At 69.1% G+C, this 12,788-nt stretch carries 15 protein-coding genes and 1 rRNA gene; 9 read left to right on the top strand and 7 right to left on the bottom strand.

The features are described 5' to 3' along the window. Window positions 1-11 precede the first annotated feature (11 nt). The 3 genes from ACIBJB_RS30595 to ACIBJB_RS30585 form a co-directional block, all read right to left on the bottom strand. Window positions 12-767, bottom strand: coding sequence for a transglycosylase SLT domain-containing protein (locus tag ACIBJB_RS30595; RefSeq protein WP_398935209.1), 756 nt, complete (start codon window positions 765-767; stop codon window positions 12-14). 297 nt (window positions 768-1,064) lie between these two features. Continuing rightward, entirely contained in the window at window positions 1,065-2,177 is a 1,113-nt protein-coding gene (locus ACIBJB_RS30590; RefSeq protein ID WP_398935206.1) for an S-adenosylmethionine:tRNA ribosyltransferase-isomerase, read from the bottom strand. Continuing rightward, window positions 2,174-2,869, bottom strand: a complete 696-nt coding sequence (locus ACIBJB_RS30585) for an SDR family NAD(P)-dependent oxidoreductase (RefSeq protein WP_398935205.1) — start codon at window positions 2,867-2,869, stop codon at window positions 2,174-2,176. The genes ACIBJB_RS30590 and ACIBJB_RS30585 overlap by 4 nt, the downstream gene beginning before the upstream one ends. A gap of 186 nt (window positions 2,870-3,055) precedes the next feature. Between ACIBJB_RS30585 and ACIBJB_RS30580 the strand changes: the two genes are divergently transcribed. From ACIBJB_RS30580 to ACIBJB_RS30565, 4 genes are all read left to right on the top strand, one after another. Further along, entirely contained in the window at window positions 3,056-4,201 is a 1,146-nt protein-coding gene (locus ACIBJB_RS30580; RefSeq protein ID WP_398935203.1) for a GAF domain-containing sensor histidine kinase, read from the top strand. Beyond that, a complete protein-coding gene (locus ACIBJB_RS30575) occupies window positions 4,194-4,835 on the top strand; it encodes a response regulator (RefSeq protein WP_398935201.1) in 642 nt (213 codons plus the stop codon). Before ACIBJB_RS30580 ends, ACIBJB_RS30575 begins: the two co-directional genes overlap by 8 nt. A 157-nt stretch (window positions 4,836-4,992) precedes the next feature. Next, the gene (chpE, locus tag ACIBJB_RS30570) at window positions 4,993-5,238 is read left to right on the top strand and encodes a chaplin ChpE (protein ID WP_398935199.1); all 246 of its coding nucleotides are present in this window, start codon (window positions 4,993-4,995) and stop codon (window positions 5,236-5,238) included. A 192-nt stretch (window positions 5,239-5,430) separates the two neighbouring features. Further along, window positions 5,431-5,670 (top strand): chaplin family protein, encoded by a 240-nt coding sequence (locus tag ACIBJB_RS30565; RefSeq protein ID WP_398935197.1) that lies wholly within the window; start codon window positions 5,431-5,433, stop codon window positions 5,668-5,670. 256 nt (window positions 5,671-5,926) lie between these two features. On the opposite strand, the gene ACIBJB_RS30560 is transcribed toward ACIBJB_RS30565, so the two are convergent. Continuing rightward, on the bottom strand, window positions 5,927-6,715 hold the full coding sequence (locus ACIBJB_RS30560; protein WP_398935195.1) for a hypothetical protein: 789 nt from the start codon (window positions 6,713-6,715) through the stop codon (window positions 5,927-5,929). Window positions 6,716-6,855: 140 nt separating this feature from the next. On the opposite strand from ACIBJB_RS30560, the gene ACIBJB_RS30555 reads away from it, so the two are divergent. The 3 genes from ACIBJB_RS30555 (at window position 6,856) to ACIBJB_RS30545 (ending at window position 9,248) form a co-directional block, all read left to right on the top strand. Continuing rightward, window positions 6,856-7,653, top strand: a complete 798-nt coding sequence (locus tag ACIBJB_RS30555; protein WP_057618172.1) for an ABC transporter ATP-binding protein — start codon at window positions 6,856-6,858, stop codon at window positions 7,651-7,653. Window positions 7,654-7,747: 94 nt separating this feature from the next. Then, a complete protein-coding gene (locus ACIBJB_RS30550; RefSeq protein ID WP_398935193.1) occupies window positions 7,748-8,179 on the top strand; it encodes an NfeD family protein in 432 nt (143 codons plus the stop codon). Window positions 8,180-8,309: 130 nt separating this feature from the next. After that, on the top strand, window positions 8,310-9,248 hold the full coding sequence (locus ACIBJB_RS30545; protein ID WP_057618170.1) for an SPFH domain-containing protein: 939 nt from the start codon (window positions 8,310-8,312) through the stop codon (window positions 9,246-9,248). A 154-nt stretch (window positions 9,249-9,402) separates the two neighbouring features. On the opposite strand, the gene ACIBJB_RS30540 is transcribed toward ACIBJB_RS30545, so the two are convergent. The 3 genes from ACIBJB_RS30540 to ACIBJB_RS30530 form a co-directional block, all read right to left on the bottom strand. Further along, a complete protein-coding gene (locus ACIBJB_RS30540; protein WP_398935191.1) occupies window positions 9,403-9,909 on the bottom strand; it encodes an HNH endonuclease in 507 nt (168 codons plus the stop codon). A gap of 151 nt (window positions 9,910-10,060) precedes the next feature. Further along, window positions 10,061-10,600 (bottom strand): YbhB/YbcL family Raf kinase inhibitor-like protein, encoded by a 540-nt coding sequence (locus ACIBJB_RS30535; RefSeq protein ID WP_398935190.1) that lies wholly within the window; start codon window positions 10,598-10,600, stop codon window positions 10,061-10,063. A 43-nt stretch (window positions 10,601-10,643) separates the two neighbouring features. Next, window positions 10,644-11,426 carry a sporulation protein gene (locus ACIBJB_RS30530; protein ID WP_398935188.1) on the bottom strand — a complete coding sequence of 261 codons (783 nt, stop codon included), beginning with the start codon at window positions 11,424-11,426 and terminating at the stop codon, window positions 10,644-10,646. Window positions 11,427-11,567: 141 nt separating this feature from the next. Here ACIBJB_RS30530 and ACIBJB_RS30525 point away from each other — a divergent pair, with 141 nt between their 5' ends. Continuing rightward, window positions 11,568-12,209 (top strand): DNA-3-methyladenine glycosylase, encoded by a 642-nt coding sequence (locus ACIBJB_RS30525; RefSeq protein ID WP_398935186.1) that lies wholly within the window; start codon window positions 11,568-11,570, stop codon window positions 12,207-12,209. Window positions 12,210-12,701: 492 nt separating this feature from the next. After that, window positions 12,702-12,788 (top strand): 16S ribosomal RNA (locus tag ACIBJB_RS30520); the annotation flags it as partial.

Here is a 12,788-nt window from a genome sequence, read left to right as displayed (position 1 = left end):
CCCGCGCGGCCTCAGTACGCGCTGTTCACGTTGTCCATCGAGCCGTACCTGTCGGCCGCGTAGTTCGCGGCGGCGGTGATGTTGGCGACCGGGTCGTAGATGTTCCAGGACGTGCCCGGGACGTGGTACGCCCGGAACGTCGGCGGGATGACCTGGAGCAGCCCCTTCGACGGGATGCCGTTGATGGCGTTGATGTCCCAGTTGTTGATCGCGTTCGGGTTGCCCGAGGACTCCCGGATGATGTTGCGGTGCAGGCCGTTGTAGGAGCCCGGGATGCCCTTGGCCTTCATGATGTCCAGGGACTCCTTGATCCAGCCGTCAAGGTTGTTGGCGTAGCTCTTGTGCACGGCGGCCCTGAGCTTGGCGCGATGCGCGGCCCGGCTCGCGGCCTTGGCCTTGCGCGCCTGCGCGGCCTTCTTGGCGGCGGCGGCGTGCGCGGCCTTCTTCTTCGCGGCGGCAGCTGCCTTGGCCTTGGCCTTCGCCGCGGCGTGCGCCTTCGCCGCCTTCGCCTCGGCGGCGGCCTTGCTCTGCAGGGCCTTGGCGGCGAGCTGCTCGCTGACGTCGGCCTGGCGGATCTTGAGCTGCTCGGAGGAGTACTTCACCGGGGCCGAGGAGACGGCGGCCTCGGACGTGGTGGTCTCCGCGTTGCCCGGAACCGCGCTGAACACGACGGCGGCGGCACCGAGCGTGGCGACGCCGGCGACGGCGATCTTGTGGCGCTTGCTCAGCTCGCGACGATGACCACGGGTGAAAGGGTTCTTGGGCATGCGGGATGGACCTCTTCGAATGGCGCGGGAGGTCGCTCGCTGTCCTGGAGGACACGGGTGCTTCCGGCACAAACGCCGCGGTCGGAACCGCGGCGCTGAGCGACGTTGGCCATTCTTAGCTGGCGCAAAACGCCCGGGCAAAGGTGTGACGTACGACCCCGGATAGTGGACCGGGGGAGGACAAAAACGGACAGACTGGAAGGTCTTTCCCGTTCACGTGGGAAGTCTTTGTCTCCTATGTCGCTTCGTACGTGATCTGCGCCCTATGTGCGGGCTCACATGGCCCGCACGGTGGTCTCACCGACAGTTGCTTGAGCAATGCTCTGCGTGAGAACCCTCCTGCGGCAGGAGGAGATGCACGTCCCCGAACTCGTGCCACAGATAGCGCCGGCGCAGCGCCTCCTCGTAGCCGCGGTCGATCGCCGCCCGCCCCGCGACCGCCTCCAGCATCAGCAGATGCGAGGCCTCCGGCTCGTGCAGCCCGGTCAGCAGCCCGTCCACCACCCGCACCCCGCGCTCCGGGGTCACGACGAGATCCGTCCATCCCTCACGCGCGCGTACGACCCCGTCGGCCCCGGCGGCCGACTCCACGGCTCGCACAGCGGTCGTTCCGACGGCAATCACCCTGCCGTCCCCGGCCCGCACCGCGCTGATCAGCCGCGCGGAGGCCTCCGGCACCGAGAACCGCTCCGGATACGGCGGCTCGTGCGCCTCCGCCGAGGCCACCCCCGTGTGCAGCGTGACCGGCGCGAACTGCACGCCCCGGCTCACCAGCTCCGCCACCAGCCGCGCGGTGAAGGGCCGTGCCGCACTGGGCATCTCCGCACTGCCCGACCCGTCGGGCGACGGCAGCGCGAACACCGTCTGGTAGACGGACAACGGCTGGTCGCGCTCCGTATAGGAGTAACGAATGGGCCGCCCGTGCTCCCGCAGCAGCCCGGGAACCTCCCCGCCGCCCACGCGCGCCCACCACAGACGCTCGCTCACCGCCTCCTCCAGGATCAGCCGTCCGCCCCCGGGCAGCCGCACCTCCGTCCCCGCGGGCCCGCCCGCACGCGCACGCGTGGTGCCCCTCCCGTCGGGATCCCGCAGCTCGACCGCCCACCGGCCGTCGTCCCCGCGCGTGGAGAAGTGCACCACCACACGCGCGTGCCCGATCCGCCCGTCGACGGCCGCGGCCAGCGTGGGGGAGGTGTTCACGACGAGCAGGTCCCCGGCCCGCAGCAGCCTAGGAAGCTCCCCGAACGAGTGGTGCGACACCGTCGTACCCCGCGACACCAGCAGCCGTACGGCGTCCCGGTCGAGCCCCGGCCCGCGCTGCTCGGCGGGCAACCGTGCCGACAGCTCCTCCGGTACCCTCCCCCACTTTCGAACGGGCTCAAGCGGGGGGACCCCCGTCGCGAGTGTCATCGCCCCTCCAGCAGCGAGAGTGCCCCGTACCGGCCACTCGCCGGCCGCTCGTCCAGCAACCGCAGAAAGGCCGGCACCACGCTCGCCGGCTCCGGCCGCGGATCCTTGTCGTCCGGTACGGCCGCCGCGTACAGGTCCGTCGCCATGTCCCCGGGATCGACGGCCCACACTCGCAACCACGGCTCCTCCTCGCCCAGCACGGCCGCGAGGTGGTCCAGGGCGGCCTTCGACGCCCCGTAGCCGCCCCACGTCTCGTACGCCTCGGCGGCGGCGTCCGAACTCACCGTGATCACCGTGCCGGACTCCGACGCCCGCAACAGCGGCAGCGCCTCCTGGACCAACCCCAGCGCGGCCACCACGTTCACCTCCAGCGCGCGGCGCAGCCCGTCCAGGGACAGCCCCTCGAGCCGGGCCAGCGGCTCGGCGCCCAGCGCGCTCGCGTTGTTCACCAGCAGATCCACGCCACCGAGCTTCCAGGCCGCCGCCACCAGCTCCGAGCGGTGCGCCGGATCCGTGACGTCCCCGGGCAGAGCCGTCACCCGGGTGCCGTGCCCGGCGAGCGCGGCCGCCGTCTCCTTCAGGACCTCCGCCGTCCTCGCGTCGAGCACCAGGTCCCAGCCCCGCGCGGCCAGGGCCTCGGCGAGTGCCCGTCCCAGCCCCTTCGAGGCCCCCGTGATGATCGCTACCGGCATGACACACGTCCCCTCGTCCTTCGCGCCTCCTGATCGGCGTGCTCCCAACGTAGGAACGGGGCCGTCCCGGCCGCCTCGGACGCCGGGCGCAAAGCGGCGAGGCCCTTCGCCCTAGGTCGCTCGCCCTAGTCGGAGGCCGTCACAGGTCCGATCCGCGCTGTCACACCCCGCCCGTACTCTGAGGGCATGAGTCAAGGCCCCCGGTCCGGCCTCGCCGCGGTGAGCTCCGCGCTGCTGGCCATGAGCAGACACCTCGAGGTGCGCGACGTCCTCAAGACGATCGTCGCCTCCGCCCGCGAGCTGCTCGACGCGCAGTACGCCGCCCTCGGCGTCCCCGACGACCACGGCGGCTTCGCCCAGTTCGTGGTCGACGGTGTCAGCGACGCCCAGTGGAAGGCCATCGGCCCCCTCCCGCGCCAGCACGGCATCCTCGCCGCGATGCTGCACGAGGCCACCCCCGAGCGCCTCGCCGACGTCCGCAAGGACCCCCGCTTCGAGGGCTGGCCGTCCGCCCACCCCGATATGGTCGACTTCCTCGGCCTGCCGATCCGCGACGGCGACGAGGTCATCGGTGCCCTCTTCCTCGCCAACAAGAACTGTCCCAGGCAGGAAGGCAGCTGCGGCTTCACCGAGGAGGACGAGGAACTCCTGGGGATCCTCGCCCAGCACGCGGCGATCGCCCTCACCAACGCCCGCCTGTACGAACGCAGCCGGGAGCTCACCATCGCCGAGGAGCGCTCCCGCCTCGCCCACGAACTGCACGACGCGGTCAGCCAGAAGCTCTTCTCCCTGCGCCTGACCGCTCAGGCCGCCGCTGCCCTCGTCGACCGCGACCCCACCCGCGCCAAGGACGAGATGCAGCAGGTGGCCACGCTCGCCGCCGAGGCCAGCGACGAACTGCGCGCCGCCGTGGTCGAGTTGCGCCCCGCTGCCTTGGACGAGGACGGCCTGACGGCCACTCTCCGCACCCACGTCCAGGTCCTGGACCGCGCCCACACCGCCCGCGTGACCTTCGCCGCCCGCAGCTTCCGCGCGCTGCCCGCGGCCCAGGAGGAGGCCATGCTCCGCGTGGCCCAGGAGGCCCTGCACAACGCGCTGCGGCACTCGGGCGCAGCCCACGTCGACGTGACCGTGGACCGGCGCGGAGGCGGAGCCGTCCTGCGCGTGACGGACGACGGCAGCGGCTTCGACCCGCAGTCCGTACGCCGCGCCGGACGCCACCTGGGTCTGGTCTCCATGCGGGACCGCACCAGCGGGGTCGGCGGCAAGCTGACCGTGGAGTCGGCGCCCGGCAAGGGCACCACGATCGAGATGGAGGTACCCGGTGGCTGACCCGATCAAGGTCCTGCTCGTCGACGACCACCAGGTCGTCCGCCGGGGCCTGCGCACCTTCCTCGAAGTGCAGGACGACATAGAGGTCGTGGGCGAGGCGGCCGACGGCGCCGAGGGCGTCGAGCGCGCGGAGGAACTCAAGCCCGACATCGTCCTCATGGACGTCAAGATGCCGGGCATGGACGGCATCGACGCCCTGCGCAAGCTCCGCGAACGGAACAACCCCGCGCGCGTGCTGATCGTCACCAGCTTCACCGAACAGCGCACCGTGGTCCCGGCCCTGCGCGCGGGCGCCGCCGGATACGTCTACAAGGACGTCGACCCCGACGCCCTCGCCGGAGCCATCCGCTCCGTTCACGCCGGCCACATCCTGCTCCAACCCGAGGTCGCGGGCGCCCTGTTGGCCCAGGAGGAGAACAACTCCGGCCAGGGCAGAGGCGGTTCGCTCACAGAGCGGGAGCGCGAGGTGCTCGGCCTGATCGCGGACGGCCGCTCCAACCGGGAGATCGCCCGAGCGTTGGTCCTCTCCGAGAAGACCGTCAAGACACACGTCTCGAACATCCTGATGAAACTCGACCTGGCGGACCGGACACAGGCGGCATTGTGGGCGGTTCGTCACGGTATGGCCGGTTGATCCACGCGATACATGGCAACACGGAGGGTTCCGCTCCGGACTGAGATTCATACCGTCGTGGGAATGTCCCCCGAATGGCGCATCCTTCGTGGATCTCCGCCGTTCTCCAGTGCGTGCTGCGGCGACTGCCGCAGCAATCGCTAGGGAGGGCTTAGAAGTGAAGAACCTGAAGAAGGTAGCGGCCGTGACGATGGTGGCCGGCGGACTGGTCGCAGCCGGTGCCGGTATGGCCTCCGCCACCAACGGGGCGCACGCCGACGGCAAGGCCGTGGGCTCGCCCGGCGTCGTCTCGGGCAACCTCGTCCAGGCCCCGGTGCACGTCCCGGTGAACGCGGTCGGCAACAGCGTGAACGTCATCGGCGCGCTGAACCCCGCCTTCGGCAACCTCGGCGTCAACCACTGACGTCCCCCGAGCGGGCAGTGACTTCGGCCTCCCGGGTGCGCCCCGCACCCGGGAGGCCGGTCCGTTTGTCGTGCGAATGATCCGAACGGGCACTCCTGCTCGTGTCTCCGCACCGTCCCTTCTCTCCTCCGCGTTGATCAGCGCACGACCCGCGGCCGGGTCGGACTCGCAAACGCAGGAGGAACACTTCTCATGAACATCGCCAAGAAGGCTGCCGTGGCCCTGACCGTCACCGGTATCGCCACGGGTGCCGCTGCCGGTGCCGCTGTCGCCGACGCGGGTGCCGACGGCGCGGCCGTGAAGTCGCCGGGCGCCGTCTCGGGCAACCTCGTCCAGGTCCCGGTGCACGTCCCGGTGAACGTGGTCGGCAACACCGCCAACTTCATCGCCCTGCTGAACCCGGCCTTCGGCAACGCGGGTGCGAACGACTGACGTCGGGTCTGAACCGGGGGGCCTCACGAGTCGACGTTGACTTGTGGGGCCCTTGGTGTTGCCTGCGGGCCGGTGGGGGCTGGTCGCGCAGTTCCCCGCGCCCCTAGGTGGGTGCAGCTGGGCTCGCGCGACTGCACCCACCTGCTTTTAGGGGCGCGGGGCTGTATCGATATGCGGCTCCGCCGCGTGGGCGCGACCAGCCACGACGCACCCGCACCCGCACGACGGCACAGCGAGGCACATCCTCAGGCGCAGCTCACCGCACCCCGCGCTCCAACTCCTCCACATACGCGTTGTACGCAGCCACCTGCGCCCGCCGCCCCGTCCGTTCCACCGGCCGCAACGCCTCCCCCCGAGCCCGCATCTCGGCGGAGCTGACCGCACCCCCGTGGCCGTTCTCATAGGCCAGCGAGACCAACAACCCCACCCGCTGAGCAAGCTCCAACACCCGTACCGCCCGAGGCGGATACCCGGGCGCCAGAACCTCCCGCCCCCGTTCGGCCCGGGCCCGGTACGCCTCGATCGCCGCCTCCGCCACCGGCCCCGAGCCGGCCAGGTCCAGCCCCGACAACACCTCGGTCGCCTCCCGGAGCGCCTCCGCGAGCTCCCGCTCGGCCTCGCCCAGCGAAGGGACATCCGCCGGCGGAGCCTCCCGCACCGGCAGCACATGCCACACCACCTCGACATGCACATCACCCGACGGCCCGGCCTCGTACACCTCCGGCACCAGCCCCAGCGCGGCGCCGTGACAGACCACCGCCTCCTCGGCCTCCAACGCCCGCGTGTTGAACTCCGGCGGCCCGCTCAGCCCCAGCGGATGCCCGGGCGCGGGCAGCGCGACCCGCAGTCCCGTCACGCCGAGCGACCGCAGCCGCCCCAGCGCCAGCGTCAGACCGACGGCCGCCGTCTCACCCGGCAGCCCTTCGACCCGGTGCACAGCATCGTCACCGACGATCGCCAGCACGGCGTCGTCCGGCGAGACAAGTCCGGCCAAAAGGCCGTTTCCCCAAGCGGCAAGGCGTCCAGAGCGCGGTTCCGAGAGCATGCCCCCAGCCTAAGGACCGGACCGATGGATGGGAGCGGCCGACCGGTGGCGTAGATTTCTTCGAGGGCTGCGCCCAAAAACGCGCACGCGACAGCCGAGACGCCGACACCGGTCACACTGCAAGGGGAGACAACGCGCTCATGAGCGATGTTCTGGAGCTTCAGGACGTATCCGTGGTCCGTGAGGACCGGGCTCTGGTGGACCAGGTCTCCTGGTCGGTCAAGGAGGGCGAGCGCTGGGTCATCCTCGGCCCCAACGGCGCCGGCAAGACCACGCTCCTGAACCTCGCCTCCAGCTACCTCTACCCCAGCAAGGGCACCGCCACCATCCTCGGCGAGACCCTCGGCAAGCCCGGCACCGACGTCTTCGAACTGCGCCCCCGCATCGGCATGGCCGGCATCGCCATGGCCGACAAGCTCCCCAAGCGCCAGACCGTCCTGGAGACCGTGCTGACGGCGGCGTACGGCATGACCGCGGGCTGGCAGGAGGAGTACGAGGACATCGACGAGCAGCGCGCCCGCGCCTTCCTCGACCGCCTCGGCATGACCGACTACCTGGACCGGAAGTTCGGCACCCTCTCCGAGGGCGAGCGCAAGCGCACTCTCATCGCCCGCGCCCTGATGACCGACCCCGAGCTCCTCCTCCTCGACGAGCCCGCCGCCGGCCTCGACCTCGGCGGCCGCGAGGACCTGGTCCGCCGCCTCGGCCGACTCGCCCGCGACCCGATCGCCCCCTCGATGCTCATGGTCACCCACCACGTCGAGGAGATCGCCCCCGGTTTCACCCACGTCCTCATGATCCGCCAGGGCAAGGTACTCGCCGCGGGTCCCCTGGAGCTCGAACTCACCTCCCGCAACCTTTCCCTCTGCTTCGGCCTCCCCCTCGTCGTCGAGCAGGTCGGCGAACGCTGGACCGCGCAGGGCCTGCCTCTGTCGTGATCACGTGAAGTCCCCGCAAAAACACGGGTAAGAAGCCCCTTCCCGCTCCATCGCGCCCTGTCCGCGGCGGCCCCCCGGACCTACCATGACCCATGTGAACGACATCGATGCCTGGGTGTGGTGGCTCGTCGGCGCGGCTGCGCTCGGAATCCCGCTCGTGGTGACCGCGATGCCGGAGTTCGGCATGCTGGCGGCGGGCGCCATGGCCGCCGCGATCGCGGCCGGACTCGGCGGTGACATCGTCGTCCAGGTACTCGTCTTCGCCGTCGTCTCGGTGGCCCTCATCGCCGTCGTACGGCCCATCGCGACCCGGCACCGCTCTCAGCGACCCCAACTCGTCACGGGCGTCGACGCGTTGAAGGGGAAACAGGCCGTCGTCCTGGAACGCGTCGACCACGCGGGCGGCCGGATCAAGCTCGCCGGCGAGGTCTGGTCGGCCCGCTCTCTCGACACCGGCCGGGCCTACGAAGCGGGCCAGGAAGTGGATGTCGTCGACATCGAGGGAGCCACGGCGATCGTCATGTGACCTCGCAGGATGCAACTGAACCGAACGCACCACGAGTTGCACGACGGTCTGTCAGACTCGACCAGCAAGATCTTCAACAACCATAAGATCTTCCGAGAACGCCGAGGCAGAGAAGGGCACGGGGAGCACGATGGAACCGGTCATCATCGTCTTGATCATCCTGGTGGTGTTGGTCTTCATCGCCCTCATCAAGACGATCCAGGTCATCCCGCAGGCGAGTGCCGCGATCGTGGAGCGGTTCGGCCGCTACACGCGGACACTCAACGCGGGCCTCAACATCGTCGTCCCGTTCATAGACACCATCCGCAACCGCATCGACCTGCGCGAACAGGTCGTGCCCTTCCCGCCGCAGCCGGTGATCACCCAGGACAACCTGGTCGTCAACATCGACACGGTCATCTACTACCAGGTGACCGACGCCCGGGCCGCGACCTACGAGGTCGCCAGCTACATCCAGGCCATCGAACAGCTCACCGTCACCACGCTCCGCAACATCATCGGTGGCATGGACCTGGAGCGCACCCTGACCTCCCGCGAGGAGATCAACGCGGCCCTGCGCGGCGTCCTCGACGAGGCCACCGGCAAGTGGGGCATCCGCGTCAACCGCGTGGAACTGAAGGCCATCGAGCCCCCGACCTCCATCCAGGACTCGATGGAGAAGCAGATGCGCGCCGACCGTGACAAGCGCGCCGCGATCCTCACCGCCGAAGGTACGCGACAGGCCGCCATCCTCACCGCCGAAGGTGAGAAGCAGTCCCAGATCCTGCGCGCCGAGGGTGAGGCCAAGGCCGCGGCCCTGCGCGCCGAGGGCGAGGCCCAGGCGGTCCGCACGGTCTTCGAAGCGATCCACGCCGGAGACCCCGACCAGAAGCTCCTGTCGTACCAGTACCTCCAGATGCTCCCCAAGATCGCCGAGGGCGACGCCAACAAGCTCTGGATCGTCCCCAGCGAAATCGGCGACGCCCTCAAGGGCCTGTCCGGAGCCATGGGCAACTTCGGCAACTTCGGCGGCGGTTCGAGCGGAGGCAACGGCGGCTCGGAGCGCCGGGAGACCCCGAAGATCGACTGACGGGGATCTCGTACGACAATGGGGCCCGCTTCCTCAAGGAGGCGGGCCCCGACGTGCTCAGGGGCGCGGGGCTGTATCGACATGCGGCTCCGCCGCGGGGCGCGACCAGCCACAACGAACCCGCAGCCGCAACTCAACCCATCTCGGCAGACGACTAGGCGGCCTCTCCAGCCAGCCAATCAGGCAGCGCAGAGAAGTCCTCGTGGCCCAAGGACAACAGCATCGCGTCCGCCGGAGTCGGCTCGAACGGCTGCCGCAGCAACGGCATCCCCGCCTCCGCCGGAGTCCGGTTCGCCTTGCGGTGGTTGTCCTCCGCGCAGGAGGCCACCGTGTTCAGCCAAGTGTCCTGACCACCCTGGGACCGCGGCACCACGTGGTCCACGGTCGTCGCCCGCCGCCCGCAGTACGCGCACCTGTGCCGGTCACGCACCAGAACACCCCGCCGGGACCAGGGTGCTTGTCTTCGGAACGGCACCCGTACATACCTGCACAGCCTGATCACCCGGGGCGCCGGTATGTCGACCGCGGCTCCACGCATGCGCAGTTCGGGGTGGGACTGCTCGACGACGGCCTTGTCCTGCAGCACCAGAACGACGGCTCGGTTCAACGTCACCGTCGACAGCGGCTCGAAGCTCGCGTTCAGTACCAGCGTGTCCCGCATGTCAGCCCACCTCCCATGTGCACCGTCCCACCCCCTGGCGGGCTTGGGCTTGGATCAACTCTGGCCGGGCACACCGAGATGGACAACGCAATAAAAAGTGCCCGCCTCTGATCAATTCCAAGACCAGAGGCGGGCAAACGCTCAATGAACGTCAGTCTTCGGCGGGCACCTCGTACTCACTGATCAGCTGAGCACGCGCGATCGCGTGGAATCGCAGGTTGAAGCCCACAACAGCGGGAGAGGCATCGGAATCGGGCCCGAGCTTCTCCTGGTCCACGGCGTACACGGTGAAGACGTACCGGTGCGGTCCGTCCCCGGCCGGCGGAGCGGCCCCACCGAAGTCCTTCGACCCGTAGTCGTTCCGCGCCTGTACGGCACCGTCCGGCAGCCCCTCGAACTTGCCGCTGCCCGCACCCGCCGGCAACTCGGTCACCGAGGCCGGGATGTCGAACACGACCCAGTGCCAGAACCCGCTGCCCGTGGGCGCGTCGGGGTCATAGCAGGTCACGGCGAAACTCTTTGTCTCCGGCGGGAAGCCCTCCCAGCGCAGATGCGGAGAGGTGTTGCCGGCCGCGTAGACGTGAGCGTCCTTGAGCGTGCCGCCCTCCTGCACGTCCTCACTCGTCACCGTGAACGACGGCACGGGCGGATGGAAGTCGTGGGGGAGCGGCCGCCGCTTGAGCTCGGTCACCTCGGCACCTCCTGATCGAGTACTGGAGTCAGTGGTTCCGAGCCTAGAACCAGTTGCGCTTGCTGCCGACCTCGGACAGCCACTGGTTGAGGTAGGCGGCCCAGTCGGTGCTCTGGAAGTCGTGCAGACCCACCTGGAAGGACCGGAAGGTGTCACTGCCCTCGCTGAACAGCCCCGGCTTCTTGTCCATCTCCAGCACGACGTCCATCGCGTTGCCGTCCGCGACGAAGCTCAGCTCGACCTGGTTGAGCCCGCGGTACTGCTGCGGCGGGAAGAACTCGATCTCCTGGTAGAAGGGCAGCTGCTGCCGCGTCCCACGGATGTGGCCGCGCTCCAGGTCCGCGTTCTTGAAACGGAAGCCCAGCTGGACGAACGCGTCCAGGATCGCCTTCTGCGCGGGCAGCGGGTGCACGCTGACCGGGTCCAGGTCACCGGAGTCCACGGCACGCGCGATCGCCAGCTCCGTGGTCACACCGACGTTCATGCCGCGCAGCGACTGGCCGTCGATCACCGTGATCGGCGTCTCCCAGGGGATCTCCAGACCGAACGGCACCGCGTGCACCGCGTTGGCCTGAAGCGTGAAGGCACCGCCGAGCGAGACCTTGGTGAACTCGATGTCCTGCTTGTACTCCTGGTCGCCGCTCTCGACCTCGACCTTGGCCTGGAGCCCGACCGACAGCCCCTCGATCTCCTGGTCGACGGACCCACCCTGGATCCGCACCTCGCCCTGGACGACACCACCGGGGACGACGTTGACCTCGGTCAGCACCGTCTCCACCGAAGCCCCGCCTGCCCCCAGGCTCGCGAGCAGCTTCTTGAACGCCATGTCTCTCCTCTTAAGAACGCGCGGATTCCTGATCCCTACAAACGCGATCCGGCCGCAGTCGGTTCCGCGCCTTCACCCTGGCAAGCGGACGGACCCTTGACCACCCTTGGCACACACCCGTCTGGACTACGCTCGTACGCCATGATCACGCCCCCGGACCGTACGCCACTGCCACGAGAGTTCTTCGACCGCCCCGTACTGGACGTCGCCCCCGACCTCCTCGGCCGCATCCTCGTCCGCACGACCCCGGACGGTCCGATCACCGTGCGCCTCACGGAGGTCGAGGCCTACGACGGTCCGAACGACCCGGGCTCCCACGCCTACCGCGGCCGCACGGCCCGCAATGGCGTGATGTTCGGTCCGCCTGGGCATGTGTACGTCTACTTCACTTACGGCATGTGGTTCTGCATGAACCTGGTCTGCGGACCGGAGGGCCGGGCGAGCGCCGTCCTGCTCCGCGCCGGCGAGGTCGTCGAAGGTGCGGATCTGGCCCGCAAACGTCGACTCTCGGCCCGAAATGACAAGGAACTGGCCAAAGGACCGGCCCGCCTGGCCACGGCCCTGGGCGTGGACCGGGCCCTGGACGGCACGGACGCGTGCGCTTCGGGTGAGACCCCTCTGAGGGTGCTCACCGGCACCCCGGTCGCCTCCGACCAGGTACTCAACAGTCCGCGGACCGGAGTGGCCGGCGACGGGGGCGTGCACCCCTGGCGGTTCTGGATCGCCAACGACCCGACGGTGAGCCCCTATCGGGCCCATGTGCCGAGGCGCCGCTCAAGTTGACTCGCTCTTGGAAGATGCGTAACGTGGCACGAGCCGCTTGAACCGGTTACGGCGATCGCCAGCAGCCGAGAGCGGCCAAACCACTACCTACGACATCCCCTCAGCGGGGGTAATTTCGGTGTGCTCGCACGCTGGAATTCGAACCCGCGGACTCGATTATGAGTTGCCGAGGGAATCGGCTAACGTAGTGAATGTCGAAAGGCCCCGCCGACAGGGAATCAGGTCCGAAAGGATCTGATAGAGTCGGAAACGCAAGACCGAAGGGAAAAGCCCGGAGGAAAGCCCGAGAGGGTGAGTACAAAGGAAGCGTCCGTTCCTTGAGAACTCAACAGCGTGCCAAAAATCAACGCCAGATATGTTGATACCCCGTCTCCGGCCGATCGGCTGGGGCGAGGTTCCTTTGAAGAAAACACAGCGAGGACGCTGTGAGCGACCGCCTTATTCCGGTGGTCGCTCCGCTCTCGTGTGTGTCGACCGGATTACCGGTAAACATTCACGGAGAGTTTGATCCTGGCTCAGGACGAACGCTGGCGGCGTGCTTAACACATGCAAGTCGAACGATGAACCACTTCGGTGGGG

The organism is Streptomyces sp. NPDC050759, assembly GCF_044456945.1.
GTDB lineage: Bacteria > Actinomycetota > Actinomycetes > Streptomycetales > Streptomycetaceae > Streptomyces.
This window is presented reverse-complemented; position numbering and strand designations above follow the sequence as displayed.